Consider the following 19,547-nt stretch of genomic DNA (forward strand, 5'->3'; position numbering starts at 1 on the left):
GTCTAGATATGACTCGACAAGTTTTTTGCCGTAAATATCAAACAGAAATGGAAGGTTTAGACTTTGCACCGTTTCCTGGTGCAAAAGGCCAAGAACTTTTTGAAAGCATCTCCAAGCAAGCTTGGGGAGAATGGTTAAAGCACCAAACCACTTTAATCAATGAAAAACGCCTAAATGTGTTTGAACCTGATGCGAAAAAGTTTCTTGAAGAACAACGTGAGAAGTTCTTTAATAATGATGAAAGCTTAGAAAAAGCAGAAGGCTTAAAGCCTGAGGCGTGATAAAGCGTTGCACATTTGAAAAGCTCCGACATCGGGGCTTTTCTTTTTATTCATACAATGTTCTATCTAAGCACAGGTCTAACCAAACCCAAGATAGGTGACATCTTGATGACTCAATCAGACTATAGAACAGCTATTTGTATCTAAATAATTAAGTGTAAACATAGCGCTACACAACCCTTGCAAAACTCAACATTACACTACAAGAACCTACATGACGCAGAAAAACATCTTTCCTATAATGGCATTCAAGGATAGAGGGAAACCTCTTATCTATAACGATAAATATCCCCGATTTTAGTCTCAGATTTCCCCCAAAGTCTGAGATTTTTTTTATCTAAAAATTAAGCAACCATTAAAAAGCACAACCGAAGTTGTGCTTGAAAAATAAGATACGCTTTTTTATTTTTGGATATGTTTTTCAACTTCTTCAAAACTGGTATGACGCACATCCAAACCTTTCACCATGTAAATCACTTGCTCAGAAATGTTACGCGCATGATCGCCAATCCGTTCTAATGAACGCAATACCCACATCACATTAATCACACGGGCAATATGACGCGGGTCTTCAATCATATAAGTCATCAAAGTACGCGTTGCAGATTGATATTCACGGTCAATATCAGCATCGGCCATCATCACACGTAGCGCTTGTTCTGCATCTAAGCGTGCAAAAGCGTCTAGGGCATCATGAATCATGACACGGACTTGGTTACCAATATGACGCGTTTCCATATAACCGCGAGGGGATTCGCCGTCTTCACATAAGCTTTGCGCAATACGAGCAATTTTCGCCGCTTCATCACCGATACGTTCTAGGTCGGTATTGGCTTTCGACATCGCAATCACCATACGCAAATCAATCGCAGCAGGATGACGACGCGCCAAAATTAAGGTCAAAGCTTCATCAATTTCACGTTCGAGCTGATTCACCGCATTGTCTTTAAACTGAACATCGACCGCTAAGTTGGCATCGGTGTCGAGTAGCGCATGAATTGCATTTGCCACTTGTTGCTCTACCAAACCACCCATGGTCATAAATTTAGTGTTCACATCCTGCAAATCTTCATTGAACTGCGAAGAAATGTGATGGTTTAAAACAGGACTATTTGGCAAAGGACGCACTCCACAGCAACATCATGAGGGACTAAAGATTGAGCGATATTAAAGCATAGCAATTGTGAAGATTTGATGACAAGACCCTTTTATAAGCGTGCTTTGTCCACCAACCATGCATTCATTTCTTGAATATCTTGTTCAGTCAACTTACCCACAGATGCCTTTAAATGCAAGACATTGATCAGATAGTCATACTTGGTATTGACATAATCTTGCTTGGCCGAAAAGGCATTGCGCTGTGCCAGTAAAACATCGACCATGGTTTTTAAGCCCTCTTGATACTGCGCTTGGGAGGCACGAGAGACGAGGCTGGATGACTCCATAGCAGCTTTACGTGCTTGCAACTTGGCTTGGTCTGTTTCCACTTGCAAATAAGACTTTTTCACCTCGGTGTTGGCTTTACGGATAGCGGCATCCAATTCGGCTTCAGATTTTTTGACGTTGACGGCAGCTTTTTGAATCGACTTCTTGGTTCGCCCCCCCGTATAGACATTCCAATTCATCTCAATACCAATCTGATCAAAGTTGCCTTTGGCCGACATAATATTCTCAGGAGTCTGCTCACTATAACCATAGCTTCCCACAGCTTCAATTTGCGGATACAACGCAGCTTGTTCAACCCGTTTTTGATCTTCAGCATAGCGCTGTTGCAAGCGTGCCTGCTGAATGCCTAAGTTCTGTGCGAGAGCCAAATTAGTCCATGCCGAAAGCTCTGCTGGATAAGGCTTTTGAAACTGAAAGTCTTCTCGCAACACTGCCAAGTTTTCTTGATAAGGCCCGATCATTTGCGCCAGTTGTTCCTGCGCCAAGACCAGTTGTACATGCGTCGCAATGCGGTTAGCTTGTGCGCTTTGGTACTGTGCATTAGCTTCACTCACATCACTTTTTGCTACCAAACCCTCTCTGAGTTTGGCATTCATCATATTCAGTTGTTCAAGTAAGGCTTGTTCTTCTTGTAAATTGGCTGCGGTTAAACTTTGTTGGCGCAGTACATTAAAATAGGCTTCCGTCACCGCTAAAATGTGCTGCTGACGCTGTAGCTGTAAATTGACTTCACTTAAACTGAGGGAGGTCTTGACTTGTTTCAATCCTTCCCACGCATCCCAACGAAAAAGGGGTTGGCGCGCCGTAATCGCCACTTGTTTGGTGGTGGTCGTATCGGGCATGGAAAGAACCGAACTCACCTGCCCAATGGGTTGATTTTTTCGAGTCACATTGCCAGACAGACTAATAGTAGGTAGTAAGTTACCTTGAGCAATGCCTAAATTGAGTTGATCTGCTTCATATTGGAGTAAATTGGCTTGCCAGTTAGGATCATTGACTTTGGCGCGTTGTAATGCGTCGACCAAATCCAAGGCATGACTCCACGGCGCGAAAAACAACACACAGCTGGCCAGAACACATTTAATCTTCATTGTTTTTGGTCCACCTTTCCGCCTCACTGGCCTCGTTCTAAGCAACGCTATACTAAAACGAGTTGTCATTATTTTCGTATATTTTTTATTGCACTGGTTACAATAGCGCGCACTAATCTGTTCATTATGAAGTAAATATTGAATAGTGTCATAGCCCGTTCAACAAACTCATTCACAATACTACACATTAAAAATTCCATTCCCCCTATAAAATGAGCCACGGAGAAAAGGAGTTTCTCTACTGTGTTGTCGCTGAACTGAGTTTTTTGATCGAGTCGCTGTGAATCATTCTTCTTTATTTTCGCTTAAACCTTACGCACTGATTTTTATGTGTGCGCTGTTGGCTGCCTGTCAGAAACCTGAACCTGTCAGCTTTCAAGAGCCCGCACAAATAGAAGCATATTCGACTCAAACCTTGGACTTAACCGACTTGTGCCAAAAAATTGATAAAAACATGTCGGAAATAGATGCACAACGTACGACTTTTGCTCTAGAGCAAATCAATCAAGATCTTAAGCTGTGTTTACCTTTACTCGGCTTTCAACAACAAAAGCATTTATTGGGTTTATCCAATAAAATGTACCATGACTTTTTATCGGTTGAACGTACGCCGCAACAGCAGCGCGCTTTTGAAAGCTATGCCCTAGAAATGGCTCAACATCCGACCATTCAACAAAGTCTTTTTGAGCAACTCACCATTCGCGACCAATACCTCATCAAACACCAAGGGCAGTCTTATGTCGAGCTGTTTGATGCAGGCGAAGGACAAGTGCATTACCGCCGTAGCCCTGAATATTTAGCCAAAATTTTTGCGCCTTATCTCCCTGTCGCAGAGCAAGAGTTTATTGAACATCTGGCAACACAAAATCAATACCCTGCCGTGATTGGTAGTCAGGTCAAAATTGACGCCAAAGAAATTGCGGATCGTGCGCTGTATTGGGAAAGCTATTTACAGCAATATCCGAAAAGTAGCTACCACCAAGATGCACGTCATCTATTGAATCTATACTGCACCCTCTTGTTTATCGGACTCGATACTCAACGCGTTTACGATGGCTATACCGTGCAAAGCAACTATTTGGAAGAAATTAAACGCCTCGCTGAACTGAAAAATTCAATTGTGACAGATCAAGCGCGCTTATTTTTAAAGTTCGTGGCGCTCAGCCCTGAACAAAGAGCGGCTCAAATCATCTTGCCTGCTTCCGCTCATGCGCAGCGCCTCGGTGCAGATCAACTCTTACAAAGACAATTGGCACATTTTATCCAACTGCGTATGATCCAACCCGATCAAGGCAAAGACTGCTTAAGCGATGCCATTTGCTTAGAACGTTGAACAAATCTCCTTTCACACTTTGAATAAAAAGGTCGCTGTTTTTAACAACAGTGCATGTTAAGATGATGTATCGCTTGACGGAGCGCGAGTAATTGCTCGCTGAGATCAGCTAATACTTTTCAATAAAGTTTTGAAGCTGAGTACCGTTGAACCTGATCAGGTTAAGACCTGCGTAGGAATCAAGCCATCTAAAAACTGAACGCCTTTCATTGAACTATTTCCAGTAGAAATACATCCGTTGCATTTGTACCCGCAAATCAACAACACACAGAAATAGCTTCAATTGCCATCGTTTTTGGTCGTGCTTGATTCGTTGATGTCATTCATAAGGATCATTGCAATGAACCAGTTAACGAATCTTTCCGCTGAAATTTCAGCACAACATGAACAAGATGCCAAAGATCTGACCCGTATCTTGCCTGCCTCTAAAAAAGTTTATATCCAAGGTTCACGCCCAGACATTCAAGTCCCCATGCGTGAGATTGAACTGACCGAAACCCCAACAGGCTTAGGCGGTGAATACAATCCACCGGTGATGGTGTATGACACCTCTGGTGTGTATACCGACACCAATGTCAGTATTGATCTAAACAAAGGTCTACCGAATGTCCGCGAAAATTGGATTGAAGAGCGCAACGATACCGAAATGTTAGACAGCCTCAGTTCAAGCTTTGGTCAAGAGCGTTTACGGGATATTCGTACCGCTGATATTCGTTTTGCCCATATTCAAAAACCACGTCGTGCCAAAGCAGGCCACAATGTCACGCAGATGCATTATGCCAAACAAGGCATCATTACTCCTGAAATGGAATACATCGCTATTCGTGAAAATCAGCGTCAACGTGAAGGGGTCGATGCACGTCAGCACGCGGGGCAAAACTTTGGTGCGCATAACTTGATGGAGATCACGCCTGAATTTGTGCGCAAAGAAGTGGCTGAAGGGCGTGCGATTATCCCTGCCAATATTAACCACCCTGAAATTGAACCAATGATCATTGGCCGAAACTTCTTGGTAAAAATCAATGCCAATATTGGTAACTCGGCTCTCGGCTCTTCAATTGATGAAGAAGTCGCAAAAATGACGTGGGCAACCCGTTGGGGTGCAGACACTATCATGGATCTCTCCACAGGGAAGAACATCCATGAAACCCGTGAATGGATTATCCGTAATTCACCTGTTCCAATTGGTACGGTACCGATCTATCAAGCTTTAGAAAAAGTCGATGGGGTGGCGGAAGACCTGACGTGGGAAATCTTCAAAGACACGCTGATTGAGCAAGCGGAGCAAGGCGTAGACTATTTCACCATCCATGCAGGCGTCTTACTACGTTATGTACCGATGACAGCAAATCGTCTCACTGGTATCGTCTCTCGTGGCGGTTCGATCATGGCGCAGTGGTGTTTGGCTCATCATCAAGAGAACTTCCTCTATACGCATTTCGATGAAATCTGCGAAATCATGAAAGCCTATGATGTGTCATTCAGCTTAGGTGATGGCCTACGTCCGGGGTGTATCCAAGATGCGAATGACGAAGCTCAATTCTCTGAATTACGCACTTTAGGCGAGCTGACCCATCGCGCATGGAAACATGATGTGCAAGTGATGATTGAAGGTCCAGGGCATGTGCCTATGCATATGATCAAAGAAAATATGGATCTACAACTTGAAGTCTGCCAAGAAGCGCCCTTCTACACTTTAGGGCCATTGACAACCGATATTGCCCCAGGTTATGACCATATTACTTCTGCGATTGGTGCAGCGATGATTGGTTGGTATGGGACTGCCATGTTGTGCTATGTCACGCCAAAAGAACACTTGGGCCTGCCGAACAAAAAAGACGTCAAAGATGGCATCATCACCTATAAAATTGCCGCACATGCGGCAGATTTGGCCAAAGGTCATCCGGGTGCGCAAGTTCGTGACAATGCCCTGTCTAAAGCACGTTTTGAATTCCGCTGGGAAGATCAGTTTAATCTCAGCCTTGATCCAGACACGGCGCGTAGCATGCATGATGAAACCATGCCGAAGGAGGCGCACAAATCTGCGCACTTCTGTTCGATGTGCGGTCCTAAGTTTTGCTCGATGAAAATCACCCAAAACGTGCGTGATTATGCACAAAACCAGCAAAACGCTACACTGAATAAAATTCAGCAAGAAGAGGTCGAAACTGGTCTCGATAGCATGAAAAAACAATTCCATGCAAGCGGACAAAACTTGTACCAAAAAGTGTAAGCTGATAAAAAACCTTTTGTAATCATGCGATTCTCAGTTAGGATGAAATGATAAATTTCATCCTGATTGCGCTTTATGAACATAATTAAGCAAGCTACATATCACCGTGAAGATGTCCAAATTGTAGACAGAGCCTTTGTTTTTCAGGGTTTTGTTCAAGTAGAAAAAGTAAATTTACGTCATCGCCTGTTTAATCAAGCTGAGTACACCGCTGTGATTTCACGTGAGCTTATTCAGCGCCCTGAAGCGGCGGGTGTCTTAATTTATGATGATGCACAACAAAAATTTGCCTTGATTGAACAGTTTCGTATTGGTGCTATGGATGATCAAGATTCAGCTTGGCAGCTGGAGATTATTGCGGGAGTACTCGATGGTGATGAATCACCTGAAAGCTGTATTCGCCGTGAAGCATTAGAAGAATCAGGCTGTCAGATTGAACACTTACAACATCTGTTTAGCTTTTATCCTTCAGCAGGTGCCTGTGCGGAACTGTTTCATCTGTATAGTGCTGCGGCCGATTTACCCGAACAAAGTGGCGTATTTGGTATGCCCGATGAAGGTGAAAATATTTTATTACACCTGATTGATTATGCGCAGATCGATACATTACTTTCCAATGGTCGGCTCAGAAATGCGCCTGTCATAATGGCCTTGCAATGGCTACAACAACAGATTAAAACGACAAGGAATGTCTAAGGGGTCAGGCATGACTTTAAATAATGAGAAAAATTGGACCATTATCCAAATTTCAGATACGCACTTGATGGATCAAGATCATCTGGAGTTTGTACGTATGAATCCAGAGCAAAGCTTTCATCATGTGATGCAACATATTGTTGAGCGTCACCCACAGCTGAATGCCATCGTCCATACAGGTGACTTGGCACAAGTACCTGTGCCTCGAACCTATCAACGCTATTTAGACTTTATGCAGAGTTTAAAGACGCCGTTTTATCAGGTTCCGGGCAATCATGACAATGCCGAACACTTCCCTTTTCATCAGCAGCAAAACAAAGTTCATGTGATTCACTTCGGCCCTTGGAGCGTGGTTTTACTTAATAGTGCTGTCAAAGGTAAAATCGATGGCTGGGTCGATGAAGCACAATTGAACCAACTGGAACAAATCCTACAAGAATTTGCCCTGCAACACATTGTGATTGCCTGTCATCATCATCCTTTTGAAATGCAGTCAAAATGGATTGATCAACATAAACTCAAGAACACCCAAGACCTCACTGCGGTTCTTGCGAAATACCACAATGTCAAAATTGTGCTGTCGGGACATGTCCATCAAGAATCATGGCGTGAATGGCATGGTATTCAGTTTTACTCGACGCCGTCTACCAGTGTCCAATTTAAGCCTTTAAGCGATCATTTCGCCTTAGATGAGCAAGCACCAGGTTATCGTATTTTACAATTAAACGCAGATGGCAGCCATGAAACCCACGTAGAACGTGTCTTACATGCACAGCAAAAAATAAATGTTGAAATTTCAGGTTATTAACTTTTCATTTTTATCGTTTTCAATTACCTTAGTTGCTCTTACGAAAAAGTGATCAATTTAATCCAAACATCAAAGACTATCAAAATACTTAAAAAGTCTATATGATGACGACCCCCGAGGGTGAATCTCCTCGAGGGTGGATAAAAACACTTGCATATCACCATATTTTTTGCGTATTAAAGATACGTATATGATGAGGATTGCCCTAAATGGCGAATGACAACCAAAATACTGTCTTAGACGAACAAACTGATGTTGTAGATGAAAAATCTACAAAACGTGTGCGCAAAACTAAGCCTAAAGCGACTGACGGTGGTTCTACTGCAAGCTTATTTGGTATTGAACCTTATCAGCCGAAAAAAAATGAAGAATACATGTCTGAAGGTCAGCTTGAGCACTTCCGCCAAATTTTGTTGGCATGGAAAGCAGAGTTGATGTCAGAAGTTGACCGCACACTCAACACCATGCAAGACGAAAACACCGCTTTGCCTGATGTGAATGACCGCGCGACACAAGAAGAAGAGTTTGCAATTGAACTACGTACACGTGACCGTGAACGTAAGCTCATCCGCAAAATCGAACAATCAATTGAAGCGATTAAAAACGATGACTATGGTTTCTGTGAAACCTGTGGTATCGAAATTGGTCTGCGCCGTTTAGAGGCTCGTCCAACTGCGACTTTATGTATTGACTGCAAAACACTGGCAGAAATCAAAGAGAAGCAAAATAACGGTTAATCATGTTATTCAATAATCCTCCCCCAACCCCTCCTTTACATAAGGAGGGGGACAACAGGATGGCTTATGTGGGTCGGTTTGCGCCATCGCCAACCGGCCCTTTGCATTTTGGTTCACTCATCACCGCCGTTGCCAGTTACTGTGAAGCAAAAGCACATCAAGGCTCATGGTTGGTTCGTATCGAAGATACCGACATCCCGCGTATTTACCCTGGCAGTGAAAGCCATATCTTGCGTTGTATCGAGGCTTTCGGCTTTCAGCCCGATGCGGAGATCATTTTCCAAAAAGATCGTCTCGACCTATATGAAGACGTGATTCAACAACTGCATCAACTCAAACTGGTCTATGCTTGTCAGTGCACCCGCAAAATGCTCGGTTCTAACCACATTTATGCAGGCACCTGCCGTGACCTTGCTCTGCCTTTTGAGCAACAAGCCATTCGCGTCAAAGTGGAAGATGTCGAGATTTGTTTTGATGATGCTCTGCAAGGCAGACACTGCTCACAACTGGCACATGAGCTCGGTGACTTTGTACTGAAACGCCGGGATGGCATTATCAACTATCAATTAGCGGTCGTGGTAGATGACTACCTACAAGGCATCACCCATGTGGTTCGTGGTGCAGATCTATTGGATAATACCGAGCGCCAAATTTATTTAGGTCAACTACTAGATTACCCACGTCTTAGCTATATGCACCTGCCTTTAGCCATGAATGATCAAGGGCAAAAGTTGTCTAAACAAAATATGGCACAGGCACTGGATCTTAACCAAGCCCCCACACTACTCGCTCAAGCAATACGCGCTTTAAATCAGCCAGTTGTCGAACTAGACCACCCTGAACGAATGTTACAACAAGCCATCGCACAATGGGATGTTTCACTGATTCCGCACCGTACTACCCTGCATGGTATCTATTTATAGCAAAACGATTGCGACAGAAACTCAACTCTAGATATAGCGCGCAACGTTTGTAATTGAAAGAAATTCAAAAATTTAGGAAGGGCTCAAACGCTATCCGCATAAAACGAAAAGTACGTTTAGTCTGCGGAAAGCGTCATGAAAGAACAACCCGCTTAGAAGCTGGATTCTTCTTTGGTTGGATTGGCACTTTGTGTTGTTGCATCAATTTTCAAAATCAAACTGATCATCACTGCGCACATAATCAGTGATGAACCGCCATAACTAATGAAAGGTAGCGTCAGACCTTTGGTTGGCAGCATCCCCATATTCATACCTGCGTTTACCAAAATTTGCAGTAAGAAAATAATCGATACCCCATAAGCCAAATAACCCGCACGCAAGTACTGATTTTTCAAGGCACGATGACCGACTTTGATACAGCACAGCAACATGGTAAAGGACAGAATTAAGACCGTAGTGATCCCGAAAAAGCCAAACTCTTCGCCTAAAATGGCCAACATGAAGTCGGTATGCGCTTCAGGCAAGTAGGCCATTTTCTGTACACTGTGGCCAAGTCCTACACCAAACCATTCACCACGCCCAAAGGCCATCAAGGCATTGGAAAGCTGGTAACCAGTGCCTAGCGGATCTTCCCAAGGGTTTGAGAAAGACATTAGACGTTCAAAACGGTAAGGCTCAAATACAATCAGAAAGACAAAGGCCGCAAAAATTGCACCAAAAGCCATACCAAACTGAATCAACGGCGCGCCAGCAAGGAAGAAGATACCGAGCATCATCAAACTAATCACCACGGTTGCACCCAAGTCGGGCTCCGCAATAATCAAACCCACCGTCAAAAGCATAATGATGCCGAGACGGATCAAACCTTTGATGTTATTTCTTACTTCTTCGGCACGGCGTACCACATAGTCCGCTGTGAAGATCGCCATCATTACTTTGGCGACCTCAGAAGCCTGTAACGTAAAGCCCGCAACACGAATCCAGCGGGTCGAACCATTGACCTCTGTCCCGACAACAAGCACGGCAGCCAGCAGTAAGATAGTCAAAATCCACAGCGGAAAGGTATTATTGAACCAAACATTGAGCGGAACTCGGTATACCGCATAGGCCAAAACGCCAGCCACGGCAATTGAAATGCCGTGACGAAGGACATAGTGAAATGAATTCTCATGAAGGCGTTCAGCATAAGGCATAGACGCAGATGCGACCATGATCGAACCTAAACACAACAACGCAATGACGCAGAAGATCAACACATTACGTGGTGTCACTTCGCTGGGTACACGCGGCGCCCAACGGCTATAAAACTGGTTAATTTTATTGATCGTTGTCTGAGCAAACTCAGCCATCTCAATTTCCTTATTATTTTTAGTGGAGTTCTTGCACACAAGCGACAAACTGATGTCCGCGCTGTGGGTAACCACTGAACATATCAAAACTTGCACATGCAGGTGACAATAACACGACATCATGGGCTTGGGTATGGGCTTGGCAAAGTGCAACCGCCTGCTCTAAAGTCTCAGCATGCAGCAAGGTCGTTGTTCCTGCCACAGCTTGTTCAATCAACGCCGCATCTTCACCAATCAATACCGCCACTTTCACGTATTTGCTCAAAGCCTCACGTAAAGCGCTAAAGTCTTGCCCTTTGCCTTGACCACCTAAAATGATCGCGACCTTACCACCTTTGGCTTCAATCGCAGCGCCTAGACCATCAATCGCAGCCAGTGTTGCGCCGACGTTGGTACCCTTAGAGTCATTATAGTAACGGACACCCTCAACTTCTTTCACAAACTCACAGCGATGTTCTAAGCCTTTAAAGCTTTTCAACGTTTCCAACATAGACTCCAGTGGCAAGTTGATTGCCTCACCCAAAGCCAAACAGGCCAAAGCATTGGCCACATTGTGTGTGCCTTGAATATACATCTCTGCACTGTTCAATAAACGTGTGCGACCACGAGCCAACCAGATCGTACCGTCGTCATCTCTTAATACACCGTACTGATTCATATCAGGCGCATTTAAACCAAAGCTTTGCATTGGCGTAGCATCAGGGACCAAAGGACGAGTAAGTGAGTCATCACGGTTATGAACGACTTTTTTCACGCCTTGGAAAATGCGATGCTTCGCGGTGTGATAGCCCATCATATCGCCATGACGGTCAAGATGGTCTTCACTCATATTCAGCACCACCGCAACTTCAGCTTGTAAATTTGAAGTGGTTTCTAACTGAAAGCTAGATAGTTCTAAAATGTATAAATCTGGCTGATCTTTGGTTAGGTCCAAGGCTGGGCGACCAAGGTTACCGCCTACCGCGACTTTCACGCCTGCATGTTCAGCCATCAGACCAATCAAGGTCGTCACAGTACTTTTTGCATTAGACCCAGTAATGGCCATGATTGGCTTGTCAGTTGCACGGCGTAAAATCTGAATTTCACTCACAACGGGAATGCCTTTGGCAATCGCAGCTTGAATTTCAGGTAGTTTCGGATCGAGCCCAGGGCTAATAACGATTTCTTCAGCAGACAACAACAGTTCTGCGTCAAACTGACCAAAACTGGTTTGTACCTCTGCTGGAATTTGGTCATGACCGGGCGGGGTCGATCGAGAGTCCGTTACTGCAACGCGGTAGCCTTGGTTATGTAAAAAATTGACCGCTGCAACACCAGAAATGCCGAGCCCTGCAACGACCTTAAGTCCACCACGTTGTATTAACATTTTCGCCCCATGCTTGGTCTGAGATTTATCTGCGGAAATGTTAGCACTTTGCTGTTTTGAATGCTTTTTCTGTTTTGACTTTCCTGCACTTTTTTTGTGTCAGTGCGTAAAAAAGCCGTCCCTCTTGGACGGCTTTTTTATTTGTGAACAAAAATTGTTTTATTTCCACTTCACCGCTTGAACTTCAGGCTTTTTCGCATTGCTGTCTTCTGTTGCTGGGCAGGCACAGTTTCCGCCACACCCGCCAGCCATTGACGGCCTTAACCACGTCGCCAAACGAGTCCAACCGCGAGCCTCACACAGCGTGGACAAGGACATGAAAACTGAACCCGATGTCTTAGGAAATACTTTCTTAAATACCACCACTGCACTCCAGATCACTAGAGCAGCAACAATTAGAATTTCAATCATCTCAATCTCCTCGCCTATTTACGCCGATTAGCCCAAATAGTGCGTTGCAATTTGATAGGTCAGGAATGACATTAAATAAGCCAAACCAAACAAGTAAATGGTCATAAAACTCACGGTTTTCCATGAACCTGTTTCACGTTTGACCGTCGCCAAAGTCGCCAAACAGTGCGGTGCATAAATAAACCACACCAATAAAGACAGACCAGTCGCCACCGACCAGCCGAGCTCACCGCCACTACTGATGAGCGAAGCCAAACCTTGTGACATGGCATCTTCATCAACAGCGGATAAGGCATATACCGTACCTAAAGCTGCCACCACCACTTCACGAGCAGCCATGGCTGGAATCAAGGCTATACAAATCTGCCAGTTGAAGCCCAGCGGTGCAAAAATTGGTTGCAGTAAATGACCGAGCATACCGGCAAATGAATAATCAATTTCAGGTAAAGTCGCGCCTTCAGGAGCTTGCGGGAAGGTACATAAGAACCACAGCAAAATAGACAACGCGAAAATGATGCCACCCACGCGACGCAAGAAGATCTTGGCACGGTCAAGTAAACCAATCCAAATATTCTTTAAGTCAGGGAAACGATAGCTTGGCAACTCCATCATCAACATATGCTGTGACTTGTCTTTATGGAAGAATTTCAGAACGAAAGATACACACAGTGCACTCACAATCCCGGCCATATATAAAGCAAACAACACCAAGCCTTGCAGATTGAAGATCCCCCAAACAGTTTGTTCAGGAATAAAAGCAGCAATTAACAAGGCATATACTGGTAAACGTGCCGAGCACGTCATGAGTGGCGCCACAAAAATCGTGGTCAAACGGTCACGCGGATCACTAATGGTACGCGATGCCATAATGCCCGGAATTGCACAGGCAAAGCTAGACAACAATGGAATAAAGGCACGCCCAGAAAGACCTGCCTTAAACATCAGCTTATCCAGTAAAAATGCGGCACGCGGTAAATAACCCGACTCTTCCAATACCAAGATAAAGAAGAACAGAATTAAAATCTGCGGCAAGAACACCACGACACCGCCCGCACCCGCAATAATCCCATCTACCACCAAACTGTTAAGTAAAGGGTGGCTAATAGACCCACCGATGGTTTCACCCAGCCAGCCAAAGAAGGTTTCAATCCCATCCATAAACGGTGCTGCCCAAGCAAAAACGGCTTGGAAGACAATAAACATCATGACTGCAAGGCTAACTAGACCCAAAACTGGATGTAGGAAAATCTTATCTAGAAAATCAGTTCGCTTGTCTTCTTCATCGACGTACTGCACAGCGTCATGTAATAAATTTTCTACTTTCTCATGTGCAGTGTCGCCTTTTAAACCCGTCAGCTCGGTATATGGCACGGCATATTTGCCCTGCTCTAAAGCGCTGAGCAGGCTTTCAATACCCGAGTTACGCACCGCAACAGTTTCAACGATCGGCACACCCAAGCGCTCAGAAAGCTTTTGGGTATTGATTTGCATGCCACGGCGACGTGCTTCATCCATCATGTTTAAAACGATTAACATTGGACGACCCAATGCAATCAGTTCAATCACTAAACCGAGGTGAAGTTTGAGGTTGGTTGCATCAACCACACATAAAAAAGCATCTTGCTGACCTTCGTCTGCAATTTTTCCCATCACCACGTCACGGGTAATCATTTCATCAGGACTGGTGGCGTCTAAGCTATACGTCCCTGGCAAATCCAGAACGCGAACCGCTTGACCGGAAGGAAGAGTAAATTGACCAACTTTACGCTCAACCGTTACACCCGCATAGTTACCTACTTTTTGGCGTGTTCCAGTGAGATGGTTAAATAACGAAGTTTTACCGCAGTTTGGATTACCTACAAGGGCAACACGCAAGGCATCACTCATCTAGGTGCTCCTTCGACTTGAATTTCAATTTTTTCAGCTTCAACTTTTCTTAAGGCGAAACGTGTAAAACCCACTTGGATTAAAATTGGATCGCCACCAAAAACACCTTTGGTAATCACCTGTACTTTTGTACCTGCGACAAAGCCTAATGTTTCAAGACGACTAGCCACCAAATCAGTCTGAGCTTCGCCATCCAAAGTATGATTCACTTTGTTAATGATGGCAGTTTGTTTGACTTTTAAATCAGATAAACGCACCGCATCCAACCCTTTAATATTTTGAACAGTATACAAACAAATGAGAATAATTACCAAATCAGATTCGATAATGATTCGCATCTGTTATAACACATCGACAAGCGAGAATGATTACACTACATTGAATAAAACCCCTATTCCTTGTTTTTGTCTTTCCGTGATGATGTGCTTGAGAGCTTTATGTTAAATAAAAAACCGCGTGTGCCTGCGCCTGTTCAAATCCCAACTCAGCTCAGTTTTTTACACGGCTTTAAAGATTATCTCATTGCACAAACCGTCAGCCCACACACCCGAAATGCTTATCTCTCTGACTTATTGCAGTGCAGCGAGTGTAGTCGGGTGAGCATGCCTGAATGGAGCAGTGATGATGTCGCCGATGTTCTGCTGACCCTCACCAAGCAAGGCAAAAGCCCGCGCTCCATTGCGCGCTGTCTGTCTGCTCTGCGTTCTTTTTTTAAATTTCTACGGGAACAAAAACTGCGTTCAGACAACCCTGTCGCGCTACATAAAACACCCAAAATTGGCCGCGCACTGCCTAAAGATTTGTCTGAGCAAGACGTGGATGCCTTAATTCAAGCTCCAGATATTGAAACCGCTCTCGGACTCCGTGATCGTGCCATGTTTGAAGTCTTATATGCCTGTGGACTGCGTGTATCTGAGCTACTAAACTTACGGTTAGACTTAATCAATTTAAAACAAGGCTATTTAAGAATTACGGGTAAAGGCAATAAAGAAAGACTGGTACCTTTGGGGCAAATCGCAGTGGAATGGGTCGAAAAATACTTAATTGAATCCCGTCCGCAATTATATAAATCTGCAACTGACTATCTATTTTTAACTCAACATGGCGGCATTATGAGTCGGCAAAACTTTTGGTACGCCATTAAACGCTATGCCTTACAAGCAGGAATTCAGGCTGAACTGTCTCCACATACCTTACGACACGCTTTTGCAACGCATTTACTCAATCACGGCGCCGACTTGCGTGTAGTACAAATGTTATTGGGACATAGTGATCTATCCACGACACAAATTTATACCCATGTCGCACAAGTGCGTATGCAACAGCTGCATGCCAGCCATCACCCAAGGGCTTAAGGTCTTGATCATCCATAACTTAAGGCTGTTTTTAGCACGAAGACTACGAAGTATTACCGAGTCCTGTAGTTTTTTTGCTATGCTTGGCGCTCTGTTTTTATAAAGTCAAAAGAAAAAGGGTTATCTATGTTATTTACCCGTAAACCATTGTTCATTGCCTGTGCCATTGCTTCAAGTGTTCTATTTACAGCATGTTCAAATAACACTGAAGAAAAAAAACAAGACTCTTTAACGGCAAGCGCGCCAGCCACAGGTGAAGCGTCGACTTTGACGGAACGCAATGCAAAGCAACGTTTAATTGACACCCTTCAAAAGCATTTCAAAACAGCCAATATCAATGCCAAAATCATCGATATCAAAACCACTGAAGTGCCAAATTTATTTTGGGTCAATCTTGAAGGGATGAGCTCGGTTTATACCACGGCAGATGGTAAATATATTATCCAAGGTGATGTGATTCGCTTGGGCGATAAAACACTCCACAACGTCAGCGATAACCTGCAAGCTGAAGCCAACAAAAAGCTTCTAGCAGGACTCAAAACTGAAGATCTACTGGTTTATAAAGCCAAAGGCAAGACCAAGCATGTGGTTTATATCTTTACCGATGCCAGCTGCCCTTACTGCCATAAACTGCACGAGCATATCCCTGAAATCACAGCCCAAGGTATTGAAGTACGTTACATTGCATGGCCGCGTGGCGAACAGTTCATGCCAGCCATGGAAAGTGTGTGGTGTAGCGCAGACCGTCAAGCTGCCTTTGATCAAGCGATTTCAGGTGCTCAACTTCCACCAGCGACCTGTAAAAATCCAGTGCGAGATCAATACCAGTTGGGTCTGAACATGGGCGTAAATGGGACACCTGCGATCTACAATGAAGATGGTGAATATCTCGGTGGCTATTTGGCCCCAAGTGAATTATTAAATCGCCTTAAATAACTAATTTTTATTTGTTATTTAACTAATATTTATAGTTGAACATAAAATGATTTCTTTCCTAGAGTCTCACAGTTTTTTTAGCTATGATCTAGGCTTGGTTCAATATATATAAGTAAATTGGAGTGTGACGTGAAACCAGTTCGTCTGGCAATCCTCGGTCTTGGTACTGTGGGTGGTGGTGCCCTTAAACTACTAAAAGAAAATGCTGCTGAGATTAAACGTCGCACCGGTCGTGAAATTCAAATTACCTATGTCGGCACACGCCGCCCTCGTCCAGACTTAGACTTAGGCGATGAGGTCAAGCAAAGTGCTGACTTACTCGACATTGTGCGTCAGCCTGATGTCGATGTTGTGGTTGAAGTAATGGGTGGCATCCACCCTGCATATGAAGTGATTAAAGAAGCCATTTTACATGGTAAACAAGTGGTCACCGCGAACAAAGCTTTACTTGCTGAACATGGTAATGAGCTGTTCAAACTGGCGGATGACAATGCCGTGCAAATCGCCTATGAAGCTGCGGTTGCAGGGGGTATTCCCATCATTAAAGTGATGCGTGAAGGCCTAGCGGCAAACAAGATTAATTGGTTGGCGGGTATCATCAATGGTACAGGCAACTTTATCTTGACTGAAATGCGTGAAAAAGGTCGTGCCTTTGCAGACGTATTAAAAGAAGCACAAGAACTCGGTTATGCCGAAGCTGATCCAACTTTTGATGTCGAAGGCATTGATGCTGCACATAAACTCACGATTTTAGCATCGTGTGCTTTTGGTATTCCGCTACAGTTTGACAAAGTCTACACCGAAGGCATCAGTAAAATCACAGCGCAAGACGTGAAGTATGCTGAAGAGCTGGGTTTCCGTATTAAGCACTTGGGGATTGCGCGTCGCGCAGCGAATGGCATCGAACTTCGTGTTCACCCAACCTTGATCCCTGCGGAAGAACTGATTGCCAATGTCAACGGCGTTAAAAATGCCGTCTTGGTACAAGCACATGCTGTCGGCCCAACTTTGTACTATGGCGCAGGCGCAGGTGCAGGTCCAACCGCGTCTGCAGTCGTTGCAGATGTGATTGATATCGTTCGTGATATCTCTTATACCGAAGATGGTGCTGGTACAATTCCACAATTGGCCTTCGAAGCACTAACCAATGTGCCCATTTTAAGCCGTGAAGAAATGACCACCGGTTATTACATCCGGATTAATGCAGAAGATCAAACGGGCGTCTTGGCAGATGTGACTACGATTCTCAGTCGTGCAGGCATCAGTATCGATGCCATCATGCAACAACCACGCTTAAAAGACCTTATTCCAATCGTGATTTTGACTGATCCAGTCGTTGAATCAAAAATGGACGAGGCACTTGCTCAAATTCAAGCCTTACCCGTCATTCATGGCGAAATCGTGCGAATTCGTTTAGAATCGCTTGATAATTAATCGGGTGGAGGAAAAGAACGCTCTTCTCTTCCTCACCAAGCTCTACACACAATTGGAACATCATCATGTCGAATGCCAATCGTTATACTGGTTTAGTTGACCGTTATCGCGACCGTTTACCAGTGTCTGCAACTACTCGCGCTATTTCTTTAGGTGAAGGTAATACGCCACTGATTAAACTCGAGAACATTCCACGTTTAATTGGCAAAAATGTTGAAATTTATGTGAAGTACGAGGGCTTAAACCCGACTGGTTCATTTAAAGACCGTGGTATGACCATGGCAGTCACTAAAGCCGTTGAAGAAGGCTCAAAAGCCATTATCTGTGCCTCTACAGGTAATACCTCAGCTGCGGCTGCGGCTTATGCAGCACGTGCAGGCATTAAAGCGTTTGTGTTAATCCCAGAAGGCAAAATTGCCATGGGTAAAATGGCGCAAGCAATGATGTATGGTGCCATCACCATGCAAATCCGCGGTAACTTCGATGACGGTATGCGTCTGGTCAAAGAAATTGCAGATAAAGCCCCTGTAACGATCGTAAACTCAATCAACCCATACCGTTTGCAAGGTCAAAAAACCATTGCTTACGAAATTGTAGATGAGTTAGGCCGTGCACCAGATTACCACTGCCTACCAGTAGGTAATGCAGGGAACATCACGGCACACTGGATGGGTTATACCGAAGCAGTTGCCAACCAACCGGCAGATCAATTTGAGCAAGTGATTTACGACGCTGAAACAGATCAATTCACAGGTCCTAAACCTGAAGGCTTACCAACCATGGTTGGTTACCAAGCAGCAGGTGCTGCGCCATTTTTACGTGGTGCACCCGTTGAGAACCCTGAAACAGTTGCAACAGCAATCCGTATTGGTAATCCACAAAGCTGGAACCATGCTAAAGCGGTGGTCCGTGACTCTCAAGGTTGGTTCGATGAACTGACTGATGCTGAAATCTTAGAAGCACAGCGTTTGCTTTCAATGTATGAAGGTGTCTTTGTAGAACCCGCTTCTGCAGCATCGATTGGCGGTGCAATCCGTGACATCAAAGCAGGTAAAATTGCGGAAGGTTCTGTGATTGTCTGTACCGTGACAGGTAATGGTCTGAAAGACCCAGATACTGCGATCAAACAGTGTTCTGATGCGGTCATGCTATCAATCGATGCAACTTTAGAACAAGTTCGCGATTCAATTCTTTCAAACATGTAATTGAGAGAAGACAAAAAAAGCCCTGCATATGCAGGGCTTTTTTATGACTCAATTTT

General features: G+C 44.3%; 18 protein-coding genes and 1 riboswitch. Of the genes, 11 read left to right on the plus strand and 7 right to left on the minus strand.

The features are described from left to right. Positions 1-8 precede the first annotated feature (8 nt). The gene (locus KVY11_RS13785; protein WP_004978611.1) at positions 9-281 is read left to right on the plus strand and encodes an oxidative damage protection protein; all 273 of its coding nucleotides are present in this window, start codon (positions 9-11) and stop codon (positions 279-281) included. 402 nt (positions 282-683) lie between these two features. Here KVY11_RS13785 and phoU read toward each other — a convergent pair whose 3' ends face one another. Further along, complete coding sequence (gene phoU, locus KVY11_RS13790; protein WP_004692799.1) at positions 684-1,400, minus strand: phosphate signaling complex protein PhoU; 717 nt, start codon at positions 1,398-1,400, stop codon at positions 684-686. Between the two features lie 89 nt (positions 1,401-1,489). Further along, positions 1,490-2,818 (minus strand): TolC family outer membrane protein, encoded by a 1,329-nt coding sequence (locus KVY11_RS13795; RefSeq protein ID WP_218289278.1) that lies wholly within the window; start codon positions 2,816-2,818, stop codon positions 1,490-1,492. A 280-nt stretch (positions 2,819-3,098) separates the two neighbouring features. Here KVY11_RS13795 and KVY11_RS13800 point away from each other — a divergent pair, with 280 nt between their 5' ends. The 6 genes from KVY11_RS13800 (at position 3,099) to gluQRS (ending at position 9,548) form a co-directional block, all read left to right on the plus strand. Further along, the gene (locus tag KVY11_RS13800) at positions 3,099-4,151 is read left to right on the plus strand and encodes a hypothetical protein (protein ID WP_218289279.1); all 1,053 of its coding nucleotides are present in this window, start codon (positions 3,099-3,101) and stop codon (positions 4,149-4,151) included. 68 nt (positions 4,152-4,219) lie between these two features. Further along, positions 4,220-4,347: riboswitch (TPP riboswitch) on the plus strand. A 144-nt stretch (positions 4,348-4,491) separates the two neighbouring features. Beyond that, entirely contained in the window at positions 4,492-6,384 is a 1,893-nt protein-coding gene (gene thiC, locus KVY11_RS13805) for a phosphomethylpyrimidine synthase ThiC (protein ID WP_178928105.1), read from the plus strand. Positions 6,385-6,459: 75 nt separating this feature from the next. Then, a complete protein-coding gene (locus KVY11_RS13810; RefSeq protein ID WP_218289280.1) occupies positions 6,460-7,080 on the plus strand; it encodes an NUDIX domain-containing protein in 621 nt (206 codons plus the stop codon). Between the two features lie 10 nt (positions 7,081-7,090). After that, positions 7,091-7,888, plus strand: a complete 798-nt coding sequence (gene cpdA, locus KVY11_RS13815) for a 3',5'-cyclic-AMP phosphodiesterase (protein ID WP_218289281.1) — start codon at positions 7,091-7,093, stop codon at positions 7,886-7,888. A gap of 209 nt (positions 7,889-8,097) precedes the next feature. Then, complete coding sequence (gene dksA, locus KVY11_RS13820; protein WP_004692816.1) at positions 8,098-8,625, plus strand: RNA polymerase-binding protein DksA; 528 nt, start codon at positions 8,098-8,100, stop codon at positions 8,623-8,625. A 2-nt stretch (positions 8,626-8,627) separates the two neighbouring features. Then, positions 8,628-9,548, plus strand: coding sequence for a tRNA glutamyl-Q(34) synthetase GluQRS (gluQRS, locus tag KVY11_RS13825; RefSeq protein WP_256350782.1), 921 nt, complete (start codon positions 8,628-8,630; stop codon positions 9,546-9,548). Between the two features lie 152 nt (positions 9,549-9,700). Here gluQRS and ftsW read toward each other — a convergent pair whose 3' ends face one another. From ftsW to KVY11_RS13850, 5 genes are all read right to left on the minus strand, one after another. After that, a complete protein-coding gene (gene ftsW / locus KVY11_RS13830) occupies positions 9,701-10,897 on the minus strand; it encodes a putative lipid II flippase FtsW (RefSeq protein ID WP_010325707.1) in 1,197 nt (398 codons plus the stop codon). Between the two features lie 19 nt (positions 10,898-10,916). After that, a complete protein-coding gene (gene murD / locus KVY11_RS13835; protein WP_078425932.1) occupies positions 10,917-12,263 on the minus strand; it encodes a UDP-N-acetylmuramoyl-L-alanine--D-glutamate ligase in 1,347 nt (448 codons plus the stop codon). A 159-nt stretch (positions 12,264-12,422) separates the two neighbouring features. Next, a complete protein-coding gene (locus KVY11_RS13840; protein WP_125273417.1) occupies positions 12,423-12,674 on the minus strand; it encodes a DUF6587 family protein in 252 nt (83 codons plus the stop codon). Between the two features lie 27 nt (positions 12,675-12,701). Next, complete coding sequence (locus tag KVY11_RS13845; protein ID WP_062033278.1) at positions 12,702-14,561, minus strand: ferrous iron transporter B; 1,860 nt, start codon at positions 14,559-14,561, stop codon at positions 12,702-12,704. Next, entirely contained in the window at positions 14,558-14,818 is a 261-nt protein-coding gene (locus KVY11_RS13850; protein ID WP_010325703.1) for a FeoA family protein, read from the minus strand. The genes KVY11_RS13845 and KVY11_RS13850 overlap by 4 nt, the downstream gene beginning before the upstream one ends. Before the next feature lie 180 nt (positions 14,819-14,998). On the opposite strand from KVY11_RS13850, the gene xerD reads away from it, so the two are divergent. The 4 genes from xerD (at position 14,999) to thrC (ending at position 19,491) form a co-directional block, all read left to right on the plus strand. Beyond that, positions 14,999-15,916, plus strand: coding sequence for a site-specific tyrosine recombinase XerD (gene xerD / locus KVY11_RS13855; RefSeq protein ID WP_010325702.1), 918 nt, complete (start codon positions 14,999-15,001; stop codon positions 15,914-15,916). A 126-nt stretch (positions 15,917-16,042) separates the two neighbouring features. Further along, entirely contained in the window at positions 16,043-16,852 is an 810-nt protein-coding gene (locus KVY11_RS13860; RefSeq protein WP_148826904.1) for a DsbC family protein, read from the plus strand. A gap of 129 nt (positions 16,853-16,981) precedes the next feature. Beyond that, a complete protein-coding gene (locus KVY11_RS13865) occupies positions 16,982-18,286 on the plus strand; it encodes a homoserine dehydrogenase (protein ID WP_010325700.1) in 1,305 nt (434 codons plus the stop codon). Positions 18,287-18,351: 65 nt separating this feature from the next. Beyond that, complete coding sequence (gene thrC / locus KVY11_RS13870) at positions 18,352-19,491, plus strand: threonine synthase (protein ID WP_004692833.1); 1,140 nt, start codon at positions 18,352-18,354, stop codon at positions 19,489-19,491. Positions 19,492-19,547 lie beyond the last annotated feature (56 nt).

The sequence above is a fragment of the Acinetobacter sp. CWB-G5 genome, from assembly GCF_019209785.1.
Classification (GTDB): Bacteria; Pseudomonadota; Gammaproteobacteria; order Pseudomonadales; family Moraxellaceae; genus Acinetobacter; species Acinetobacter johnsonii.